This is a genomic window from Uliginosibacterium sp. 31-12 (assembly GCF_030548425.1).
Classification (GTDB): Bacteria; Pseudomonadota; Gammaproteobacteria; order Burkholderiales; family Rhodocyclaceae; genus Uliginosibacterium; species Uliginosibacterium aquaticum.
In genome coordinates, this window is sequence record NZ_JAUOOA010000001.1 from 351,255 (window position 1) to 373,860 (window position 22,606).

Consider the following 22,606-nt stretch of genomic DNA (forward strand, 5'->3'; position numbering starts at 1 on the left):
GGTTTGATCTATGCTTTCTGTGATCATTCCTTGCTTCAATCAAGCGAAGACCTTGCTGCGAGCAGTTGTTTCTGCTGAGAAGGTCCGTGGCGTGGGCGAAATAATAATTGTCGACGATTGTTCCGATGACGGTTCTGCAGAATTGATTGCCTCAATTTGCGCTGAGCGTGAAAATGTGCGTGGGCTGAGTAATGCGGTTAACTCAGGACCAGGTGTTTCAAGAAACCACGGGGTGCGAAATGCTCATGGAGAATACGTTACATTTCTGGATGCGGATGATGAATTGATAAATGTTGGTTTGTTTGAAGAGTCAATGGATGTGATTAGGCAGAATCCATTGATTCAAGCAGTGAAGCCAATGGAAGAATTCTTTGATTCAGTCAAGGGTTATATTCTTCCTGAATATGATCCTCGGTACGTGTCTGTGGTGTTGAGTTCAGTACATGGGTTAGTGGTCAAAAAAAAATATTTTGATGTGATTGGTGGTTTTCCAGAAGGGGATGTTTTCAGAGGCCCTTTGGGAGGAGAGGATGTTGCATTCATGCAAGCCCTGGTTGAGTGTGGGCCTCTTGGAAAGCTTGATGCAGTCTCTTACCGGATGTGGAGTAGTCAGGGAGGACATACAGATCAGTTTCTGGCGGCTACTCGTTTGATGAACTCCGGGTTCGAGTTTCTTGTTAAGGGCGACGCAGCTGTTGATGAGTTGGGCCGTGCTGTCAGCGAATTCAAATCTATTGTTTGCCAAAGAATGCGGGATTTTTGATATGAGTATCCTTCTTGGTTTTCTTCGGAGAAGTTCTTCCGGGAGTAATGGAGTTTTACCTTTTACGCGGTCCGTTGTTCAAAAAGATCGTGGCACCATAATTGTCTTGTCGGCTTATGGGCTTGGAAACGCGATCACAGGGATTATGCCGATGATTGTGGAGCCTTTAAGGCGATATTCGGCTGATATTTGTTTGGTTGATCTTAATGCACCAGGGTGGCAGGCCGATTTTGAAAAGGCTATTGCAAATCCTGTCTGGTTTGTTGCTTCGTATTTTGGGGTGGGGCAAGATCTTTATCCAGTGGAGCATAATGGTGTTAAGTACAATTTTTGGGAGTATTTTGGCATCCCTTTTATAAGATTTTATGGAGACATTCCTGCCTATTTTCCTGATCGGCACGCTACGGCTTCTGGAAATGTTGCGAATGTTTATTTTGATCCTGATCATGAGGCGTTTTTTAAGAATTATTTTCCGGGGCGTGGTGCGTCTGTGTGGTTGCCGCCGATTCCGAATGGTGGTGTGTTGAAAAAGTCGGTAGATGTTTCGAAAAAGCTGAGAGGGAAAATAGTTTTTCCAAAAAACGGTGGAAGTCCTGATGAGCTTATCGATTTTTGGAGGCGGAGTTTGCCCCGGATGATTTGTAAGGTTATTGAGGATGTTTCGGATGAATGTGTTTCTTTAAGAAAAGTTGACTCAAGGATTCGTATTGATGAAGAGTTTTTGAATTACTTTTCTTCGTATGGTCTGGGTGTAGATAAGTTTGCTTCTGTTTTGTCTTTCATGGTTGCTCAGGTGGATGACTATCTCAGAAGGGTTAAGTCTACTTTGGTTGTGAAAGCCTTGCTTGATTTGCCTGTTGTTGTTAATGGAGTAGGGTGGGATCATGTTAATTTTTCTGGCCGGTGCGCTAGTTATGATCCTGATTGCGATTTTTTCTCGACTGAGAAAAAAATGCCTGGCTATTTGGCGGTAATAGACTCTCCGCCAAATACTAATTATTTGGTTCATGACAGAATTAGTCGGGCTGTCGGTGAGAGAACTGCGTTCATTACGGCGCGTCATCTTCTTCTTGAAGAGAGAATGATGGGTTTTGACGAGGCTTTTTATTCTTACACCCCGGATTCTGTGGTTCAGGTTGTTTCTAGGTTTGTGGACGATCCTACGTGGGCGGTTGATTTTGGGTTGGCGCAGTCTGAAAAGTTTTTTAGCGCCTTTCCGTTTTCTGATTACGCCGATAAGTTGTTGATGTTGGTGGATGTTGTAAAGCTTAATTCTGGTGGTCGTCCAGAAGGAACTCAATTCAATGTTAGTTTTCCGTCGCGTTGTTTTTGAATGTTGTGCGGAGGTGTGATGAAGGCAGTTATCTTGGCTGGTGGGTTGGGGACTAGAATTTCCGAGGAGTCGTCGGTACGGCCTAAGCCGATGATCGAGATCGGGGGGAAGCCAATTCTATGGCACATCCTCAAGACGTATTCATCGCATGGAATAAATGATTTTGTTATCTGTTGTGGATATAAGGGATATGTGATCAAGGAATATTTTGCGAATTATTTCTTGCACATGTCAGATGTAACCTTCGACATGAGTAGTAATCAAATGGAGGTTCATCATCGCCACGCCGAACCTTGGCGTGTGACGCTCGTGGATACCGGCGAACAGACGATGACCGGGGGGCGCATCAAGCGAATTGCTGAACATGTTGGGGATGAACACTTCTGCATGACCTATGGCGATGGGGTCGGGGATGTCAATATCCGTGAGCTGGTTGCATTTCATCGCGCTCATGGCAAGTTGGCTACCGTGACAGGGGTTCAGCCTCCGGGGCGATATGGTTCGCTAGCACTGGATGGGAGAACCGTACGTGATTTTCTGGAAAAACCGGCGGGCGACGGTGGCTGGGTCAATGGTGGGTATTTTGTGCTGTCGCCAGAAGTATTTGATCTGATTGAAGGCGATGCGACGATCTGGGAGCGTGAGCCTTTGGAGAGGTTGGCTGCATTGGGCCAACTCGAAGCTTATCTGCACGCGGGATTCTGGCAGCCAATGGATACCCTGCGCGACAAGGTTGCGCTTGAGGAAATGTGGAAATCGGGGCGCGCGCCATGGAAGGTTTGGGCATGAGCAAGGAGTTCTGGCAGGGGAAGCGGGTTTTCCTGACCGGACACACTGGCTTCAAAGGCAGCTGGCTTTCGCTGTGGCTCCAGTCTTTGGGGGTGAAAGTCACCGGCTATGCGTTGGCGCCGAATACGAAGCCCAGCTTGTTTGAAGAAGCTCGTGTCAGCGAGGGCATGCGCTCGATATTCGGTGACGTTCGAGATCCGGCAGCCCTGCAAGAGGCAATAGCAAGCGCTCAGCCGGAGATTGTGATTCACATGGCTGCTCAGCCGCTGGTGCGTTATTCGTACGCCAATCCGGCTGAGACTTACGCGACCAATGTGATGGGCACGGTGCATCTCCTGGATGCGATCCGCCAGACTCCTGGCATCAAGGCGGTGGTCAATGTGACCAGCGACAAGTGTTATGAAAACCGCGAATGGGCTTGGGGCTATCGCGAGAATGAAGCGATGGGTGGCTACGATCCGTACAGCAACAGCAAGGGTTGTTCGGAGCTCGTTACGGCAGCCTTTCGCTCGTCCTATTTCAATTCGGCTGAGTATTCAAAGCATGGCGTCGCCTTGGCTTCTGGCCGCGCTGGAAATGTGATCGGAGGTGGGGACTGGGCGCTCGATCGCTTGATTCCGGACGTTGTGCGCGCAATCGAAGATGGGCGCGAAGTCATCATCCGCAGCCCGCATGCCATTCGTCCGTGGCAGCATGTACTGGAGCCGCTCTCTGGTTATTTGGCCCTCGCTGAAAAACTTTATACCGAAGGTGTGCTGTATGCGGAGGGCTGGAATTTTGGCCCGCACGATCATGATGCCAAACCGGTGGCGTGGATCGTTGAGCAACTCACCCGCATCTGGGGCGATGGCGCGGCTTACCGCATGGATACCGCTGCCGCCAACCTGCACGAAGCGCATTACCTGAAGCTGGATTGCTCCAAAGCGCAGATGAAACTGGCGTGGCAGCCTCGCTGGAACTTGCTACATACGCTGGAGAAAATCTGCGAATGGCACAAGATGCAGCAGGCAGGGGGTGACATGCAGGCGATGACGCTGCAGCAGATTCGCGAATACGAAGCGACAAGAAATACCTGACTCGATTTTACGGCATGCGTAATGCCGTTTTCACTAAAGACGCGATAATGGAAAAATCCCAACAGCTCCGCCAGCAAATAGCTCGACTCGTTGAAGAGTACGCTGCAGTTCAATATGCTCCGCGTGATTTCGTGCCTGGGCAATCGGTGGTGCCGCCATCGGGCAAGGTGCTGGATGCCGAAGAGCTCAAGCTGATGGTTGAAGCTTCGCTTGACGGATGGCTGACCACTGGTCGCTTCAACGACCAGTTCGAACAGAACCTCGCCCAATTTCTGGGTGTGAAATACCTGATTACGACCAATTCTGGCTCTTCTGCCAACCTCCTGGCCTTCTCGGCCCTGACTTCACCGAAGCTGGGTGATCGCGCGATCAAACCGGGTGATGAAGTCATTGGCGTGGCTGCCGGCTTCCCGACCACCGTCAATCCGATCCTGCAATTTGGCGCGGTGCCGGTTTTTGTAGACGTTGAGCTGGCGACTTACAACGTGGACGCCGGCAAGATCGAAGCCGCGATCAGCCCGAAGACCAAGGCGATCATGCTGGCGCATACGTTGGGCAATCCATTCAATCTAAGCGTCATCAAGGCATTGTGCGAAAAATACAAACTTTGGCTGGTTGAAGACTGCTGCGACGCGCTCGGCTCCACCTACAACGGCCAGTTGGTGGGTTCGTTTGGCGATATCGCCACGCTGAGCTTCTACCCGGCGCACCACATCACCATGGGTGAGGGGGGCGCGGTGTTTACCAACAACCATCTGCTGAAACAGATTGCCGAATCGTTTCGTGACTGGGGCCGCGATTGCTATTGCGCACCGGGAAAAGACAACACCTGCATGAAGCGTTTTGCTTGGAAGCTTGGCGATTTGCCGGAAGGCTATGACCACAAATACACCTATTCGCACGTAGGTTACAACCTTAAGATTACCGATATGCAAGCCGCTTGCGGCGTGGCGCAACTGGAGAAGGCCGGAAGCTTCATTTCTGCCCGCAAGAAGAATTTCAAGTATCTGAAGGAGAAGCTGCAATCGTGTGCGGATTGTCTGATCCTGCCAGAGGCAACCGAGAATAGCGATCCATCCTGGTTCGGCTTTCCGATAACGGTCAAGACGGAGGCTGGTGTGCGGCGCGTTGATCTGCAGCAGTATCTGGATCAGAACAAGATCGGTACGCGCTTGCTGTTTGCTGGCAACCTGACCCGCCAACCGTACATGATCGGCAAGAACTTCCGTATCAGCGGCGATTTGACCAATACCGACATCGTGATGAACCAGACTTTCTGGATTGGCGTGTATCCGGGTCTTTCGACCGAGATGCTGGATTTTGTGGTCGAGAAGATTGAGACTTTCTTGGGGGTTAATTTCTAAACAGCCCACCTGGAGCAGAGCATGGACAAGGTGAAATACAGCGATCTGCTGGCCAAATGGCTGGTCGAGGCAGGCTACAGCAAGTGCTTCTCGCTCGGGGGGGGCAACATCATGCACTTGGCGGAAAGTGTGAGCCGGGCCATGCAATTGATCCCGGTGGTGCATGAGGTCGCCGCAGGAATCGCGGCGGAGTATTTCACCGAAACCGGTGAGGGGCAGCGCGCTTTTGCGCTGGTGACGACTGGCCCGGGCTTGACCAATGTTGTGACGGCTATTGCCGGTGCATATATGGAAAGCCGTGAGTTGCTGGTCATCGGAGGGCAGGTGAAAACTGCTGACCTGTGCCACGGCCTGATTCGTCAGCGCGGCATCCAGGAGGTTCAGGGCGAGAAGCTGGTCGAGGTCATTACCAAGAAAAGCGTGCGTCTGGATGCCCCGATCTGTCGCAGTGAATTCCTGGCTTTGGTCAAAACCGGCTGGACACCGCGCAAGGGGCCGGTTTTCATCGAGATGCCGCTTGATGTTCAAGGGCGTATGGTCGATCCGACTGATTTTGAGGACGAGGTCGACGCCCTTGCGGAGCCACCCCTGCCCAAGGCAAGCGACGCGCAAGTGCAGGATATCGTTGCTCGTTTTCGTGCGGCAAAACGTCCGGTCTTGTTGGTCGGTGGCGGGGTAAGCCGTGAAACGGCATTGCAGGTCGGTCCGGAGGGCTATACCCGCATGGGGGTGCCGGTCATGACGACTTACAACGGGGCCAGCCGGATTGGCAGCGAGCATCCGCTATATTTCGGTCGGCCCAATACCTTCGGGCAGCGCTATTCCGGAATCCTGGTGCAACAGGCCGACTTTGTGCTGGCGCTTGGAACCCGGCTTGGCATGCAGCAATCTGGCTTTAACTGGCAGCAGTTTGTTCCCTTGGGGGATATTCTTCAGGTAGATCTGGATCAGGCCGAGTTGGACAAGGGGCATCCGCAGATTGATCTCGGCCTGTGCGTAGATGCAAACGATCTGCTGCAGCGTTTGCAGGGCCAGTCTTTGGGTGAACACGGCGAGTGGATCGATTTCTGCAACGGAGTGAAGGCGGAACTGCCGCTGGTCGAGCCGGGCATCAATGTCACTGGCGCAGGCTATCTGTCTCCCTATGTTTTCTTCGATGAGTTGTCGAAGCTATCAAGAGCAGATGATGTCCTGATTCCGTGTAGCAGTGGAGGCGCGTTTACATGCTCGTATCAGTCTATTTCGCAGAAATTCGGCCAACATTTCGTTTCGGACAAGTCTCTGGCTTCCATGGGTTATGGCCTGAGCGGTGCGATCGGTGCGGCTTTGGCCAATCCGCACAAACGCACCATCCTGATCGAAGGCGACGGCGGCTTTGCGCAAAATATGCAGGAAATCGGCACCGCGGTGATCAACAAGGTGAACCTGAAGATGTTCATCTTCGATGATCAGGGCTATGCCTCGATCCGCATGACGCAGCGCAGCTATTTTGGTGGTCGTTATGTCGGCTGCGACATCAACACGGGTTTGGGGCTGCCTAATTGGGAAAAGATTTTTCCAGCCTATGATGTTCCACTGGTGCGCTTGCGCCCCGGATTTGAAAATGATCCGGCTTTTCTATATTTATTTAATGCCGATGGTATTGCTGCCTTCTTGGTTACGATCGACCCGGAACAAACCTACCTCCCCAAAGTGACCAGTCGCGTGAAGCCGGATGGCAGCATGGAATCAAACCCGTTGCATCGGTTGTCGCCCGAGTTGCCGGAAGGTGTCTATACACGGACGGCGCCGTTCCTGGTGAAAAAAGGTCTCTGATTGCCTTGGTTTGAGAAAAAAGGATTAAGCTTAAATGAATCTTGGATTGAAGAATAAGGTTGTATTTGTAACTGGGGCGTCCAGTGGAATAGGTCGAGCCTGCGCAGAGCAATTTGGCAAGGAATTCGCTTATGTGATTGTTGGGTATCGTAATAATAAAGAAATTGCTGATCAGGTTGTTGAAAACATAAAAGATAACGGTGGTGATGGATTTGCCGTTAGACTGGACTTGAGCGACCTGAATAGTTTGGATGCATGTGTTAAAGAAATTGAAGGCCGGGTTGGTAAAATTCATTCGCTCATCTTAAATGCTGGCGAAAATTCCTTAACGCCATTTGATGCGATCGAAGAAGATGAGTGGGATGCGCTGCTATCTTCCAATTTGAAAGGTCCCTACTTTCTGTTAAAAAAAATGATTCCATTGTTTGCAAATTCTGCGAGTGCAGTTTTTGTTGCTAGTATCGCAGGGCAAACAGGGGCGCCTGGGCATGCGCATTATGCAGCGGCTAAAGCAGGAACTATTAATTTAAGCAAGAGCGCGGCGAAATTCTTTGCCTCCCGCGTTCGAGTTAATTGCGTATCGCCGGGTTTGACAATGACTAGGATGGGTGAGGAGGCAATTAAAGGCGCTAATCCTGAATATTTACAGAAAAAATTGCTTTCTCGTCGTGCAGCGACGCCGGGTGAGATTGCTAATGTCGTCGTTTTTATGGCAAGCCCGGCAGCGTCATTTGTTTATGGTGCAACGATTGATGTGAATGGCGGTAGAGAGTTACGGTAATGAAGGTAGTTGTGGGTCTAGCTAAAAAAAAAGTATTAGTTACGGGGGCTTCAAGCTTTATTGGTATTCGTCTCTGTGAACTTTTGGCTGCTCAAGGGTGTTGTATTTATGCCTTGGTTCGGGAAAGTTCGGCGGGGTTGAATGCAATTCTTAATTTGCACGGTGTTTGCTGTGTTTTGGGAGATGTTGAGTCAATTGAAAGTGTGCTGAAAAAAATCGGAACAATTGATATTGTTTTCCATTTGGCATGGTCTGGCGTGGGTGGTGTTGACCGTGCAGATCCGGAAATTCAGATTCGTAATTTTGAAAATTCAATGAATGTGCTGCGGCATGCAAAAGCGCATGGTTGTTCGCTATTTGTTTTTGGCGGTTCGCAAGCTGAGTATGGTCGGTGTAATGGACTAATAACAGAACTTACTTTATGCAATCCTGAGTCTGAATATGGTAAAGCCAAGCTGGCATTCACGATGGCCGGGACGGATTTTTGTGAACAATCTAATATTTCTTATCGGATGGCCCGTATTTTTAGTGTCTATGGGCCGGGTGATCATGAGTGGACTTTGGTCTCTGAATTGATTAGATCAATGTCTAATAACGAAGTTGTGCCGTTGACGCAGTGTGAACAGCGGTGGAATTTCTTGTACCTGGATGATGCGGTGAATGCATTGATCTCGCTGGCTTCAGATTTTTGCGGTAATGGTATATACAATATTGCCAGTGCGAATACGAGGCCGCTTAAAGAGTATGTCAATATTATCAGGCAGAAATTTCCTGAGTCGCCAGCTCCGGGTTTTGGTTTGAGTGTTGGCGTCGCTACTCATGAAATCAATCCTGTTGTTGACAAGATTTTGAGAAAAACAAACTGGAAAGAGCGGTTTTCTTTTGAGGATGGTATTCGAAATACGATAAGTAGTTATCGTTATTTATAATTTTAGTAATTAATTTTGTGTCTCAAAGATGGTTCGTGGGTGGTGCAAATGAAGTGTCGGATGTGTGGGTGTGAATTTTCTGGTCGAGTTGTATTTGAAATGACTGGCGCCCCCGCTGGTGCTCAGTATTACCCGGAGGAAAGCGAATTTGCAGTGGATTGTGGCGTAAACCTAAAACTATGCGCTTGTCCAGTTTGTAATCTTTATCAGCTCGATAATGATCCGGTTGCTTACTATCGCGATGTGATCCGGTCTGGTGGCTATAGTGCTACCGCAGTGGAGTTGCGTCGTAGACAGTACTCGGAAATGATGCGTCGATTTAATATTTCTGGGAAGCGTGTGTTTGAATGTGGGTGTGGTCGTGGTGAATTTCTTTCTGTTTGGAAAGAATTTTCTGTTGAGGCTGTGGGGGTTGAAAATTCGAAATTATTGGTTGATGAAGCCCTTGCAAATGGTCTTTGTGTTGAGCGGGGTTTTATCGGTTCTTCCACCGACGGCTTAAGGGCTGGGCGGTTTGATGCTTTTACTTCATTCAATTTTTTGGAGCATCAGCCAGATCCGAGTGGTATGCTGCAAGGGATTTTTAATAATTTAACTGATGACGGCGTCGGATTGGTGACCGTGCCCGGATGGGAATATATTCATAAACGACAGGCTTATTATGAATTAATTGTTGATCATCTGGTTTACTTTACTCGAGATACTTTCGAAAAAATTCTTAATCGCAATGGGTTTGTTGTAGAGGCGTGGGATGAGTCTTTAGAGGATACTCATGCTGCATTTGTTCGCAGAGTTCGGACTTTGTTGGATGTCGGATTGGAACGGGCTGAAGGCCAACTTTCTGCAAAATTAAAGGGTTTTGTTCGTGCGAACCAGAAAAGCCATGGGCATATTGTCGTATGGGGAGCGAGCCATCAGGGCTTTACGATACTGGCTTGTGCTGGCATAGCACATCTCGTTGACTATATTGTTGATTCTGCAATTTTCAAGCAAGGTCGTTATTCACCCGGGAGTCATCTTGAAATTAAGAATCCAAGCGTGTTGGCTGATGATGATGTTTCTGCACTTGTTGTTATCGCCCCAAATTATGCAGATGAAATTATTAAAATAATCGTCGAGAATTATGGATTGAAATGCCCAGTTGCGGTCGTCAGAGATGGGGATGTTGAGATTTATGATAAAAGTTTGTCTGCATGACCCCCCCTTGCGTTGCGCGTTTTTATTGGGTGTGGCGGTTTAGTAGCATTCAGAGTGATTTAAATTTTCATCTGCATGAATCATCGTCGTGGCTTGGATTGCAAGTTCTTCTCAGTTTTGTGCTGGTTTTCTTGGGTGAGTCTGATGTGTTTTGATGTGCCGCACAGGTTTTTTGGGGGCCTGCTGTGCTTGGGCTTGGCTATGCCGACTTCGGTGAGCCTGCACCATAACCCGCAATCTGTACTGTATGCGGAGTGGCTGGCCTGCCTAGCTGTGGCGCTGGGTTTCGGGCTGTGGGGGCTGAGGCAGGAGCAAGGCCTGCGATTGAAGCTTGCTGCGGTATTCGGGCTGGGCTTGTGCAGCTTGCTCGTGATGGCGCTCTGGCCGGCTAGCCATTCGGCCGGCTATACGGGTTATTGGGCGCTGTTTTTTCTAAGCCTGATGCTGGGGCTGTCTGCAAAAGCGGAGGAGGGCTTGCTCGATTGGGTGGCTGCCGGTTTATTGACTGGTGCAGCGTTGCAGTCGATTGCAGGGCTGATTCAGTTGGCAGGCTGGCCTTCTGCCGGGCTAGTGATGCAGAAGATGTATCTGCAGGCCTTCGGCAATATCGGTCAAGCCAATCACTATGCGAATCTGGTGTTTTTGGGGCTGGGCTCGCTTAGCTTTCTGCATGCACGCAGATTGCTGAACGGCTGGTGGATGACAGGGCTGGCTGCCTGGCTGAGCTTGGCGGCTGCGGCTTCGGCCTCGCGCAGCGTGTGGCTCTACACCTTTGTGTTCGCATTTCTGGGCGCTTGGGCGCAATGGCGCGGCGGCGTTGAAGCGCGCCGTGCTGGGCGGGCTTTGCTGGTGGTGGTGCTGTGTTCGGTTGTTGCCCAGTTGCTGCTGGCTTACGGCAACCTTCTGGATGTGTTCGGGGTGACTTCTTCGCTAGAGCGTGCGGGGGATGCAGGCTCGAATGGGCAGCGGCTGTATAACTGGCAGGCGGCCTGGCTGGCGATTCAGGAACACCCTTTGCTGGGGCAGGGACCGGGTTCGTTCTATAAGGCGTCCATCGATGCGATGTTCCTGACGCCGCCCGAGAAATTTCCGAAGTTTGCCGAGCATGCGCATAACTTGCCGCTGAATCTGGCGGTGGAGTTTGGCGTGCCTATTGCTTTGCTGGTGACGGGGGCGATCGCCTGGTGGTTCATTCGTCATCTGCGGCGTGCGCCTACGCCGACTAGCGTCTGGTGTCTAGCTGTGGTGGGTGTGATTGGCGCTCACAGCATGGTGGAGTACCCGCTCTGGTACACCTATTTCCTGATTCCTTTTGGCTTGTGCATGGGGATTGCTGATGCAGAGGATGAGAGCCTGCGGGTAGTACGAATTCCGCGCTGGGTAGGGGGGGCGATTTCCGTTGTTGGTTTGGGCGTCCTGACATGGATCGCACATGACTGGTGTGCAGTGCGTGAAGCCTATGTGCGGTTGGGCTCAGAAGAGCCGAATACTTCAATGGCGACGCGAGAGGTGGCGCGCGCCGAACTCGACAAGGTGTCACGCTTTTCTGTGTTTGCGCTGCATGCGGAGAGCTTGCGTTTGCAGAGCTGGCATCCGGATGAGCCGGGTGCGGCGCAGATCGCTGAGCGTTGTGACGCGCATTGGCACTACAAACCGGGCTGGTACATGATGATGCGCTGCGGCGAGGCTTATGCGGTGACGCAGAAAACTGCTTCGCTGGATCGTTTGGCGGTGGCTTTGTGTGATGGTTTTTCCTATCACCGTGCAGCCTTGCGCGAATGGGCTCAGGGCTTTGATGCGCAGGACTTGCCAGGGCTGAAACTTGCCGGGCGCAGCTGTCTTTGATCGCTGACTATTTTCCATCGGTTTGATATTCGCGACTTTTCTGGTCGCGCTTGAGAACTGTCTGACGCTCGTTTCCCCGTATCGCCTTCATTCCGGCCTGGAATGAAGGGCGGGGCGCGGGCTGACGGTATACTGCGCGCTTCCCTTCGCGTGGCCGGCTTTTGCCGGGATCTCTTCCGGCATGAAACTCCTGCTTGTAATCCCGACTGTGCATGGCGGTGGCGCAGAGCAGGTGGCTGCAATCCTGGCGCGCGAATGGTCTCGCGTGCACCAGTTGCGGGCCGTGGCCTGGCATGTGGGGGCTGAACGTTTCGATTTCGGGGTTCCGATCGAGGACCTGCGGCTTCCGGCTCAGAACGGCTTGCTGGCGAAGTTGCGAGCCTTTCGGCTGCGCGTGCAGGCGATCGCCGAGATCGAACGCGGCTGGCAGCCGGATGCGGTGCTGGCGTTCATGGATGAGGCCGGATTGGCCTGTACGCTGGCTGCCTTGCAAGGGGGTTGGTGCCAGCGCCTGATCGTGAGCATGCATCACAATCCTCTGTGGTTGGGGCGCGCGCGCCGCGTGTTGATGGCTTGCTGCTATCGGTGGCCGGCTGCGGTGGTTGGCGTGTCGCAAGGCGTCAAAGTCGAGATGGCGCGCAGCATGCGACTGCCGCTTGAGCGTTTGCACAGCATTCCCAATCCGCTGGCCGTAACAGCGCCTGAATATGTGCTGGCACACAGTGCGATGGCGGATAGCTTTGACACGGGATTTACGCTCTTTGCCGGTCGCCTGGATCGTCATACCAAGGGGCTGGATATCCTGTTGGCCGCTCACGCTGCGCTGCCACGTTCGCGGCCGCCATTGCTGATTGTTGGCGATGGACCTGATCGGGACTGGCTGGCGGCAGAGATCGTCCGGCAGGGTTTGCAGGATGTGCATTGCACGGGGTGGCAGGCGGACTTGCAGCCCTTCTATCGTCGCGCGGGTTTGCTGGTGGTGAGTTCGCGTTTTGAAGGCTGGTCCAATGTGCTAATGGAAGCCATGGGGGCGGGCTGCCCGGTGGTGTCGACGGATTGCCCTTACGGTCCGGCCGAGATTCTCGGGTCGGCGTTTCACGCTCAGTTGAGCCCAGTTGAGGATGTGCCTGCGTTGTCGGCGAATATGGCGCGCGTGCTGGCCTTACCGGAAGCTGAGCGGAAAGCGCTTGGCGAAGCCCTGCGCGAGCGCGCATTGACGTTTGCCGCGCCGCTTGTCGCACAGCGCTGGATTGAGTTGGTGCGTAGCCTGCCGGGAGTTGTGCGATGAGTCTGCGCGCTTCGGCTGCCTATATCGCGACACGTATCACGTCTGGCGCTCTGGCGATGCTGACCCTGGCGCTGGTGGTGCGCGGGTTGGGGCCCGAGCGGTATGGGCAGCTGACCCTGGCACTGGCTGCTGCGGCTGCCGTGACGTTGGTGTTGTTCAATCCGATCAATGCGAGCCTGGCACGGTTTTACGCTGAGGCAGATCGACGCGAGGCCTTGTTACGACTGCTGCGGCGAACAATGCTGGGCATGGGGCTATTGCTGGTCTGCGTGGCGTGGGGGCTGGACGTGCTTGGCCACTCGCCGTTTGCGCCCTGGCTGCTGTTGCTGGCGGCCTGTATGGCGCTCGCGCAGGGCATGTTCGATTTTTCCGGCCAGTACCTGGCAGCCGCCCAGCGTAGCGCCCGTTACTCGCTGCAGTTCGTGAGCAAGGCCTTGATGGCTTGCGTGTTCTGCGTGCTCGCCTTGCAGATCGCAGGCGGTGCTCAGGCCGTGCTGGTGGCCATGACGATGGCTTTTCTGTTGGCGGCCTTGCTGGCAGGGGACGTTTGGCGGCCGGTCGCGAACGCACCCGACATTTCAGGCAATCCCGTCTTGAGACGTGATTTGCTGGCCTTTGGCGGCCCGCTGCTGCTGACTTCCTTGCTGGGTTACCTGCTTTTGTGGGGGGACCGCTATGTGCTGGAGCGCCTGATGCCGCTGGCCGAACTGGGCCGCTACAGCGCGGTGATGGATCTGGCCCAGCAAACGCTGGGGCTGATCTTCAGCGGTTTGTGTACTGCCTGGTATCCGCGTCTGGTACAGGCCTGGGGGCGTGGCGAGGGCAGCGAGGTGCAAAGGCTTTATGAGCGTTACGGTGCGCTCGGTCTGGCCATCAGCCTGCCGGCAGGGCTTGGCTTTGCCATGATTCTGCCGGATGTGCTGCCTCTCTTGTACGGAGAGGCGTTTGCCAGCCTGCCGCCAGCGCTGCTGGCGTTGGTGAGCGCCGCGGCGGTGATGGCCGGAGTGAAGGCCTACTACTTTGATCAGCCGCTGCTGTTGGCCAAGCGCGTGTGGTGGCACGCCGCTAGCATCGGATTGTCGGCAGGAGGCGGGCTTGTGCTGGCCTGGCTGCTGGTGCCCGAAATGGGTACGCCTGGCGCTGCACTGGGTTTGCTGCTGGGCCAGTGTGCCGGGGCTGTGGTGAGTCTGTGGGCCGGGCGCGGGGTTTTACGGCCGCGTATTCCTTTTGGATTGTGCTGGCCTCCTCTGTGTGCGGCAATCCTGATGGGAGGGCTGTTGTGGATATGGCCGGCGGCGGGCTGGTTGGCCGTGCTGAGCAAGATCATGGCGGCGGCGGGTGTATATGGTGGCGCGATGTTGATGACTGATTTCGATGGAGTGCGCGGCCGCTGGCGGCGCAGGTTGGCATGAAGATTGTGCTGTTCGCGAATACGGACTGGTTCCTCTACAACTTCAAGCTCTCACTGGCAAAGGCTCTGCGCGCGCGGGGTGATGAGGTCTTGCTGCTGTCGCCTCCCGGGGATTACGGCCCGCGTTTGCGGGATCTCGGTTTTCGCTGGGAGCCGCTGCCTGTTTCGCGTAGTGGCGTGAATCCGCTGGCCGAACTGGCCGTGATCCGCCGGATTGCCCGCTTGTATCGCGAGGAGAAGCCTGATCTGGTTCATCACTTCACGATCAAGTGCGTGATCTATGGCAGTTTCGCAGCACGTCAGGCAGGGATAGCGGGCATCGTCAATTCGGTGACTGGCCTGGGCTTTGCGCTGTTGGCGGATACGCTCAAAGCGCGTTTGATCCGGCCGGTGGTGCTTGGCCTTTATCGCCTGGCCCTGCGCGGCACGCAGGTGGTATTCCAGAATCGGGACAATCGCGACACCCTCGCCAGCTACGGCGTACTGGCGAACAGTGGTGTGCAGGTGATTGCTGGTGACGGCATAGATACGGCCCACTTTGCTCCTGCTCCCCGAGTGCCTCAACAGGCAACGGTGTTGATGATGGCCCGCCTGCTGCATTCCAAAGGGATTGCCGATTTTGTCGCAGCGGCGCAGCGGGTGCGCCAAGTGCGGCCGGATGTTCGCTTTCTGTTGGCGGGGGCTCCGGATCCGGGCAATCCGGAGAGTGTGACGGAGGCCGAGCTGACGAGCTGGCGAGCGAGCGCTGCAGTGGAGTTTCTGGGCCAGCGCAGCGATGTGCTGGCCTTGAACCAGTCTGCGAGCATTGTGGTGCTGGCCAGCACGCAGGGCGAAGGCATTCCGCGCGCCTTGCTGGAAGGCGCAGCCTGTGGCGTGCCCATGGTGGCGACGGATGTGCCAGGCTGCCGCGATGTAGTTGTGGACGACGAAACCGGGTATCTAGTCCCTCCCTCCGAAGGCGAGCGGCTGGCTGAGGCCTTGCTCGATTTGCTGCAGGACGAGGCGAAACGCCGTCGCATGGGCGAAGCGGCGCGTCGGCATGTGGAAGCGAACTTTTCAGATCAGGTGGTGATCGCCCAGACCCTGGCGGTGTACGCCCGTGCAGGCGGGAGGGCGAGCGCATGAGCCTAGTCGTGATCCTCACGGCCTTTGTGCTGACGGCGCTGGGCTGCCGTTTTCTGGCGCAGCATGCCGCGCGTTTGCGCCTGATCGATATGCCAGACGCGCGCAAGCAGCATGGCGCACCGATACCCGTAGTGGGGGGGCTGGCCGTTCTGATCGGTTTTGTGCTGGCTTGTGCTTTGGCGGGGAGGCTGGGCGTTCTGACCGAGGTGGCCGGGCCGTTGTTGCTGATGCTGGTGATCGGTCTTGTAGATGACGCGCGCAATCTCTCGGCGCGTTTCAAGCTCCTGTGCCAGATCGTGGCGGCGGGCTGGCTGGTGTATGCCAGCGGGGCCGCACTCTACGCGATGCCATTGCCTTTCCTGGCCGGTCACCTGGATCTGGGTTGGGCCGCCAAGCCGCTGACGGTGCTGATGATCGTGGCGGTGCTCAATGCGATCAACATGATTGACGGACTAGACGGGCTTGCCGGCGGCTGTCTCTCCATCGCCTCCCTGGCTCTGGCGCTTGCCGCGCAGGCGGCTGGCCGACCGGAGCTGGCGCAAGTAGCGGCAATCCTGTGCGCAGGGATGCTGGGTTTTCTGCTGTGGAATGCACGCTGGCCCTGGCAGGCGCGCGCCAAGGTCTTCCTGGGGGATGCAGGCGCACTGGCGATCGGCATGCTGCTGTGCTGGCTGATTCTGAAGCTTTCGCTGTCCTGGCTGGGCTTTGCGGTGCAGCGCGTGCCTTTGACGGTGGTGCTGGCCCCGGTGGCGGTGCCGGTCATCGACTTGTTCGTGGTGGCTTTCTGGCGCGCGGCCGAGGGCCGCAATCCCATGCAAGCCGATCGTGGCCACTCTCACCACCTGTTGTTGGAGATGGGCCTTTCGACAGTCGGAGCGGTGCGCCTGCTGTGGCTCGCAGCAGCTTTGATTGCGCTGACGACTTTCGCAGCCTGGCGCGCAGGTGTGCAGGAGGGGCGATTGCTCGGGGTTCTGCTGGCCGGCTCGCTGGCCTATCTGGTGTGGTTCAGGGTGAGCTGGTTGAAGGTGCGAAAGAACACAGGCGCTTCTGCCTGTGGTCGCGAGCATTCGCTGCCAGAGGCTAGGCCCGCTGGGATGCCACGACGGGTGTTGTTCGTCACCAGTGGTCTCGGTGTCGGCGGTGCTGAGCGGGCGCTGGAGCGCCTGTTGCCCGGTTTGCAGGCGCAGGGCTTGAGTGTGGCAGTGGTGTCGCTGCGTGAGCCGCAAGCGGTGGGGCAAAGTCTTCGGGCGTTGGGCGTCGAAGTATTTGAATTGGGCATGGCACCCTCGCGCCCGACGCCAATGGGGCTGTGGCGCTTATGGGATGTCGTGCGCACGTTCCGGCCGGATGTGATTCAGGGCTGGATGTACCACGGCAACCTTGCTGCGCAGGTTGCGCGCCTTGCTGTGCCGCGTGCGGCGGTGGTGCTCGGCATCCATCAGACGCTGGCACGCCCGGAACTTGAAAGCCGGGCGACACGTGCGGTGATCCGCTGCGATGCGCTGCTGTCACGCTTTGCAGCGAAGATCTTGTACGTTGCTCAGGCTGCCGTGGCGCAGCATGAGGCAGCGGGGTATGCGCAGCGCGCCCTGGTGCTGCCGAATGCTCTGGACACTGCCTTGTTCCGGCCAGACGCTGCCGCGCGCGCTGCGAGCCGGGCAATGCTCGGCGTGCAGGATGATGAGTTGCTGATCGCCATGATCGGCCGCCTGCATCCGGCCAAGAATCACGCTGGTTTTCTGCGCGCCGCAGCGCTGGTGGCGGAGGCCTGGCCGGCGGCCCGCTTTCTATGCGCCGGGCTGGGCGTGACTCCAGACCATCCGGCGCTCGCAGCACAGGTGGAGCAAGCCGCTTTGCAGGGCAAGGTTTTCCTGCTTGGGCCGCGCGAGGATGTGCCCGCTTTGCTGGCTGGGTGCGATCTGAGTGTGCTCAGCTCGATTCAGGAGGCGCTTCCGAATGCAGTTGCAGAAGCCATGAGTTGTGGCTTGCCTTGCGTGGTGACGAATGTGGGTGATGCAGGGCGCATGATCGGTGATACCGGCTGGTTGATCGAACCCGGTGATGATGAGTTGCTTGCGCATGCGATCGAGTTGGCGCTTGGAGAGGGCCTGCCCGCTTTGCAGGCGCGCGGTCAGGCGGCACGCCAGCGAATCGAGCAGAGTTTTGCAGTCGACGCGGTTGCGGCACGCTATGCGCAGATGTACCGCAGCTTCTAAGAGCGCTACGGATTTCCTTGAAATGCAAACGGGGCGCCGCAGCGCCCCGTTTTCTTGAACTGGCCGAGTTTATTTCTGTTTCACGCAATCCACGCAATAGTGGATCTGGCCATCGCGCTGCTCCTTCACGAGCCCGTGGCAATCGCTCTCGAAGCCGGGGAAGCGCTCGTTGAATTCGCGCACAAACTTCAGGTAATCGACGATGGTCTTGTTGAAGACTTCACCCGGAATCAGCAGTGGAATGCCCGGCGGGTAGGGTGTCAGCATTATCGCGGTGACGCGGCCTTCCAGTTTGTCGATGGCGACGCGTTCGATCTCGCGGTGCGCCATCATGGACCAGGCGTCAGTCGGACGCATTGCCGGCACCATGTCCGACAGATACATTTCGGTGGTGAGACGGGCCACGTCGCGCGCCTTGTATACGTCATGGATCTGCTGGCACAGATCACGCAGGCCATGCCGTTCATAGCGCGGATTCTTGGCGATGAACTCCGGCATCACGCGCCACAGCGGCTGGTTCTGGTCGTAGGCATCCTTGAACTGCTGCAGTTCGGTCACTAGCGTGTTCCAGCGGCCCTTGGTGATGCCGATGGTGAACATGATGAAGAAGCTGTAGAGGCCGCACTTCTCGACGATGATGCCGTGCTCGGCCAGATACTTGGTGAGTACGGCGGCGGGGATGCCAGCTTCTGCGAAGTCGCCATCCACATCGAGCCCCGGGGTGATGATGGTGGCCTTGATCGGGTCGAGCATGTTGAAGCCTTCGGCCAGATTGCCGAAGCCATGCCAGCGATCATTGGCCTTGAGCATCCAGTCTTCGCGCTCGCCCATGCCTTCTTCGGCGAGGTAGTCCGGGCCCCACACCTTGAACCACCAGTCGGCTCCCCATTCCTCGTCCACCTTGCGCATGGCGCGGCGGAATTCCATGGCTTCGGCGATCGATTCCTCGACCAGCGCCGGGCCGCCGGGGGCATCCATCATCTCCGCCGCCACATCGCAGGAGGCGATGATCGAGTACTGCGGGCTGGTGGAGGTGTGCATCAGGTAGGCTTCGTTGAAGAGGTCTTTATCCAGCTTGCGGCTCTCTGAATCCTGCACCAGGATCTGCGAGGCTTGCGAAAGGCCAGCCAGCAGCTTGTGGGTCGACTGGGTGGAGAACACCATCGACTCCTTGCAGCGCGGACGATCTTCGCCGATGGCGTGGTAGTCGCCATAGAAATCATGGAAGGCGGCGTGCGGCAGCCAGGCTTCGTCGAAGTGCAGGGTGTCGATCTTGCCGTCGAGTTCTTCCTTGATCTCTTCGACGTTGTACAGCACGCCGTCATAGGTGCTCTGGGTGATGGTGAGCACGCGCGGCTTGGCATTCTTGTCGAGCGCGAAGGGGTTCTTGGCGATCTTCTTTTGGATGTTTTCCCACTTGAACTCGCTCTTCGGGATCGGCCCGATGATGCCGTAGTGGTTGCGCGTGGGCATCAGGAATACCGGAATTGCGCCGGTCATGATGATCGAGTGGAGGATGGATTTGTGGCAGTTGCGGTCGACGACCACGATGTCGCCCGGCGCAACGGTCGAGTTCCAGACGATCTTGTTGGAAGTCGATGTCCCGTTGGTAACGAAGAACAGGTGGTCAGCGTGGAAAATGCGTGCGGCATTGCGTTCCGAGGCGGCCACCGGACCGGTGTGATCCAGCAGCTGGCCGAGTTCCTCCACTGCATTGCACACGTCAGCGCGCAGCATGTTCTCGCCGAAGAATTGGTGGAACATCTGGCCCACCGGGCTCTTCAGGAAGGCCACGCCGCCGGAGTGGCCGGGGCAGTGCCAGGAATAGGAGCCGTCAGCCGCGTAATGGGTCAGGGCGCGGAAGAAGGGCGGGGCGAGCGAATCGAGATAGGCCTTGGCTTCGCGTTGCACGTAGCGCGCGATGAATTCAGGTGTGTCCTCGAACATGTGGATGAAGCCGTGCAGTTCGCGCAGTACATCGTTCGGGATGTGGCGCGAGGTACGCGTCTCGCCGTGCAGGAAGATCGGGATATCGGCGTTGCGAAAGCGGATTTCTTCGACGAAAGCACGCAACTCTGCGATGGTCTCGTCGGCCTCTTCGGAGGTGAATTCTTCGTCGTCGATCGACAGGATGAAGCCTGAGGCACGGCTCTGCTGCTGGGCAAAGGAGGAGAGGTCACCATAGCTGGTGACACCCACGACCTCCATGCCCTCGGCCTCGATGGCCTTGGCGAGAGCTCGGATGCCGAAACCCGAGGTGTTTTCCGAGCGGAAGTCCTCGTCGATGATGATGATCGGGAAGTGGAAGCGCATGGCATTTCCTGTCTGGCTGGTGGCTGCTGAAGGAGCAGCCGCTGCCTTCATGTTAGGGCAGCAGGGTTACGGAATGGGTTTGGCAAGTACAAGGGGCCGCCAAGCATCAGCTTGCGGCCCCGTGAGCGTGTAGTCGGCGCTGGTCGATAGGCGTCAGATTTTCGGCAAGGTCACACCGACCTGTCCCTGGTACTTGCCGCCACGATCCTTGTACGAGGTTTCGCAGATCTCGTCGGATTCGAAGAACAGCACCTGGGCGCAGCCTTCACCCGCGTAAATCTTGGCGGGCAGCGGCGTGGTGTTGGAGAACTCAAGCGTCACGTAGCCTTCCCATTCCGGCTCGAAAGGGGTGACGTTCACGATGATGCCGCAGCGGGCATAGGTGCTCTTGCCCAGACACACGGTGAGCACCGAGCGCGGGATGCGGAAATATTCAACGGTGCGTGCCAGCGCGAAGGAGTTCGGCGGAATCACGCAGTAACCCTTGCCGGAAACTTCCACGAAGGAATTCAGATCGAAGTTTTTCGGATCAACGATGGTCGAGTTGATGTTGGTGAAGACCTTGAATTCGTCAGCGCAGCGAATGTCGTAACCGTAGCTCGATGCGCCATAGGAGACGATTTTCTCCCCGTTGGCTTCGCGCACCAGCTGCGGCTCGAAGGGCTCGATCATGCCGTGTTGCTCGGCCATGCGGCGGATCCACTTGTCTGACTTGATGCTCACGATGCTTCGTCCGGCTGGATTAAGAGCGCGAATTCTAAGGTTTATCGCAGAAATTGGGTGGATTTTGCTTGACGGAGGCCTGAGGCCGGATGCCCGGGCTATTTCTGCTCTTGCAGCCAGGCCAGCAACTCGGCGATTTCGGCCTGGCCCGGCGTGCTCAAAAGCCGCATCTTGGTGCCGGGGAGATCTTTCTTCGGGTTGGCGAGAAAGCGCGCGAGGCGCTCTGGCGACCATACGATGCCGGCATTGCGCAAGGCTTCCGAATAGTTGTAATTGGGCTGACCCGCTGCGGCCTTGCCGAGGACCCCGGCTAGACTGGGGCCGCGTTTGTTCTTGCCGGGCGTGACGGTGTGGCAGTCCGCGCACAGGTCTTCAAATACGGCCCGGCCTTCGCTGGCGTTGGCGGCAAGCGCCGAGTGGCTGGCCGCCAACAGTCCGGCAGCCAGCGCCCATCTTGCGAGGTACTCGTTCAATCCTTGTTCACCACGATGGTGGGGAATTTCAGGCGCATGTCGCGCTGTTTCTCGGCAATGCTCACCGCCACCTTGCGGGCAATCGTGCGGTAGGCGTCGGCAATAGCGCTTTCCGGCTCGGCTGCCACGGTGGGGGTGCCTGCATCGGTCTGGCTGCGGATCTTGATATCCAAAGGCAGCGCCCCGAGGAAGGGTACTTCGTAGTCGGCACACATGGCCTCGCCGCCGCCGGCGCCAAAGATGTGTTCGGCGTGGCCGCAGTTCGAGCACACATGGATGCTCATGTTTTCGACGATGCCGAGGATCGGGATGCCGACCTTCTCGAACATCTTGAGGCCTTTGCGCGCATCGAGCAGTGCGATGTCTTGCGGCGTGGTCACGATTACCGCACCCGTCACCGGTACGGTCTGGGCAAGCGTCAGCTGGATGTCGCCAGTGCCGGGCGGCATGTCGATCACGAGATAGTCGAGATCATTCCAGCGGGTATCGAAGAGCAGTTGGCGCAGGGCCTGCGTGACCATCGGGCCTCGCCACACCATGGGCTGTTCGGGATCAATCAGGAAGCCGATGGAGTTGGCTTGCAGGCCATGCGCTTCGAGCGGGCGCATGGTTTTGCCATCGTCTGACTCGGGCTGAGCCTCGGCGATGCCCAGCATCTGCGGCTGGCTCGGGCCATAGATGTCTGCATCCAGAATGCCGACGCGTGCGCCTTCCTGTGCCAGCGCCAACGCCAGATTGACGGTGGTCGTGCTCTTGCCTACGCCACCCTTGCCTGAGGAAATCGCGATGATGTTCTTAACGCCGGGCAGCAGAGCTACATTGCCCTGCACCTTGTGGGCGATCACTTTCGAGCTGATGATGGCTTGCGCTGAGCGGACGCCGGGCAGGGCGGTGGCGACTGTTTCAAGCTGGGCTGCGATGGCAGCAAACTGACTGGCCGCCGGGTAGCCCAGCTCCACCACGATTTCGGCGCGCTCGCCGCTCAGTCGGGTGGACTTGATTGCTTTGGCTGCAGCGTAAGACTTGCCTGTGTTGGGGTCGATCAACTCACCCAGAGTGGCAAGAAGGCTGGCTTCAGTGGTGCTCATAATGGTTTTTGGGAGAATAGTTGAGAGTTTCACTCAAGTTTACCATGTGTGCAGGCCGCTTGATCCATCCAAGGGGG

General features: G+C 56.2%; 18 protein-coding genes. 14 read left to right on the plus strand and 4 right to left on the minus strand.

All coding sequences use genetic code 11. The features are described 5' to 3' along the window. Nucleotides 1-10 precede the first annotated feature (10 nt). The 14 genes from Q3Y64_RS01605 (at nt 11) to Q3Y64_RS01670 (ending at nt 17,932) form a co-directional block, all read left to right on the plus strand. Nucleotides 11-763 (plus strand): glycosyltransferase family 2 protein, encoded by a 753-nt coding sequence (locus tag Q3Y64_RS01605; RefSeq protein ID WP_303559685.1) that lies wholly within the window; start codon nt 11-13, stop codon nt 761-763. Between the two features lies 1 nt (nt 764). After that, nucleotides 765-2,096 carry a hypothetical protein gene (locus tag Q3Y64_RS01610; protein ID WP_303559687.1) on the plus strand — a complete coding sequence of 444 codons (1,332 nt, stop codon included), beginning with the start codon at nt 765-767 and terminating at the stop codon, nt 2,094-2,096. Nucleotides 2,097-2,114: 18 nt separating this feature from the next. Then, nucleotides 2,115-2,885, plus strand: a complete 771-nt coding sequence (gene rfbF, locus Q3Y64_RS01615; protein ID WP_303559689.1) for a glucose-1-phosphate cytidylyltransferase — start codon at nt 2,115-2,117, stop codon at nt 2,883-2,885. After that, nucleotides 2,882-3,961 (plus strand): CDP-glucose 4,6-dehydratase, encoded by a 1,080-nt coding sequence (gene rfbG, locus Q3Y64_RS01620; RefSeq protein WP_303559691.1) that lies wholly within the window; start codon nt 2,882-2,884, stop codon nt 3,959-3,961. Before rfbF ends, rfbG begins: the two co-directional genes overlap by 4 nt. A 14-nt stretch (nt 3,962-3,975) precedes the next feature. Then, on the plus strand, nt 3,976-5,325 hold the full coding sequence (gene rfbH, locus Q3Y64_RS01625; protein ID WP_303559693.1) for a lipopolysaccharide biosynthesis protein RfbH: 1,350 nt from the start codon (nt 3,976-3,978) through the stop codon (nt 5,323-5,325). 21 nt (nt 5,326-5,346) lie between these two features. After that, nucleotides 5,347-7,140, plus strand: a complete 1,794-nt coding sequence (locus tag Q3Y64_RS01630) for a thiamine pyrophosphate-binding protein (RefSeq protein ID WP_303559695.1) — start codon at nt 5,347-5,349, stop codon at nt 7,138-7,140. Nucleotides 7,141-7,174: 34 nt separating this feature from the next. Beyond that, entirely contained in the window at nt 7,175-7,921 is a 747-nt protein-coding gene (locus tag Q3Y64_RS01635; RefSeq protein ID WP_303559696.1) for an SDR family NAD(P)-dependent oxidoreductase, read from the plus strand. After that, on the plus strand, nt 7,921-8,850 hold the full coding sequence (locus Q3Y64_RS01640) for an NAD(P)-dependent oxidoreductase (RefSeq protein ID WP_303559698.1): 930 nt from the start codon (nt 7,921-7,923) through the stop codon (nt 8,848-8,850). The genes Q3Y64_RS01635 and Q3Y64_RS01640 overlap by 1 nt, the downstream gene beginning before the upstream one ends. A gap of 99 nt (nt 8,851-8,949) precedes the next feature. Further along, nucleotides 8,950-10,047, plus strand: a complete 1,098-nt coding sequence (locus Q3Y64_RS01645; RefSeq protein WP_303559700.1) for a class I SAM-dependent methyltransferase — start codon at nt 8,950-8,952, stop codon at nt 10,045-10,047. 213 nt (nt 10,048-10,260) lie between these two features. Further along, nucleotides 10,261-11,892 (plus strand): PglL family O-oligosaccharyltransferase, encoded by a 1,632-nt coding sequence (locus tag Q3Y64_RS01650; RefSeq protein ID WP_303559702.1) that lies wholly within the window; start codon nt 10,261-10,263, stop codon nt 11,890-11,892. Nucleotides 11,893-12,073: 181 nt separating this feature from the next. Then, complete coding sequence (locus Q3Y64_RS01655; protein WP_303559704.1) at nt 12,074-13,180, plus strand: glycosyltransferase; 1,107 nt, start codon at nt 12,074-12,076, stop codon at nt 13,178-13,180. Then, the gene (locus Q3Y64_RS01660) at nt 13,177-14,592 is read left to right on the plus strand and encodes a lipopolysaccharide biosynthesis protein (RefSeq protein ID WP_303559706.1); all 1,416 of its coding nucleotides are present in this window, start codon (nt 13,177-13,179) and stop codon (nt 14,590-14,592) included. Before Q3Y64_RS01655 ends, Q3Y64_RS01660 begins: the two co-directional genes overlap by 4 nt. Then, the gene (locus Q3Y64_RS01665; RefSeq protein WP_303559708.1) at nt 14,589-15,716 is read left to right on the plus strand and encodes a glycosyltransferase family 4 protein; all 1,128 of its coding nucleotides are present in this window, start codon (nt 14,589-14,591) and stop codon (nt 15,714-15,716) included. Before Q3Y64_RS01660 ends, Q3Y64_RS01665 begins: the two co-directional genes overlap by 4 nt. After that, nucleotides 15,713-17,932, plus strand: a complete 2,220-nt coding sequence (locus tag Q3Y64_RS01670; protein WP_303559709.1) for a glycosyltransferase — start codon at nt 15,713-15,715, stop codon at nt 17,930-17,932. The genes Q3Y64_RS01665 and Q3Y64_RS01670 overlap by 4 nt, the downstream gene beginning before the upstream one ends. Nucleotides 17,933-18,001: 69 nt before the next feature. Here Q3Y64_RS01670 and Q3Y64_RS01675 read toward each other — a convergent pair whose 3' ends face one another. The 4 genes from Q3Y64_RS01675 to apbC all read right to left on the minus strand — a co-directional run bounded on the left by Q3Y64_RS01675 (nt 18,002) and on the right by apbC (nt 22,529). Beyond that, a complete protein-coding gene (locus Q3Y64_RS01675) occupies nt 18,002-20,245 on the minus strand; it encodes an arginine/lysine/ornithine decarboxylase (RefSeq protein ID WP_101942546.1) in 2,244 nt (747 codons plus the stop codon). Nucleotides 20,246-20,398: 153 nt separating this feature from the next. After that, on the minus strand, nt 20,399-20,968 hold the full coding sequence (gene dcd, locus Q3Y64_RS01680) for a dCTP deaminase (protein ID WP_101942547.1): 570 nt from the start codon (nt 20,966-20,968) through the stop codon (nt 20,399-20,401). 98 nt (nt 20,969-21,066) lie between these two features. Then, complete coding sequence (locus Q3Y64_RS01685) at nt 21,067-21,441, minus strand: cytochrome c family protein (RefSeq protein ID WP_303559712.1); 375 nt, start codon at nt 21,439-21,441, stop codon at nt 21,067-21,069. Continuing rightward, the gene (gene apbC, locus Q3Y64_RS01690; protein WP_303559714.1) at nt 21,438-22,529 is read right to left on the minus strand and encodes an iron-sulfur cluster carrier protein ApbC; all 1,092 of its coding nucleotides are present in this window, start codon (nt 22,527-22,529) and stop codon (nt 21,438-21,440) included. Before apbC ends, Q3Y64_RS01685 begins: the two co-directional genes overlap by 4 nt. Nucleotides 22,530-22,606: the final 77 nt, after the last annotated feature.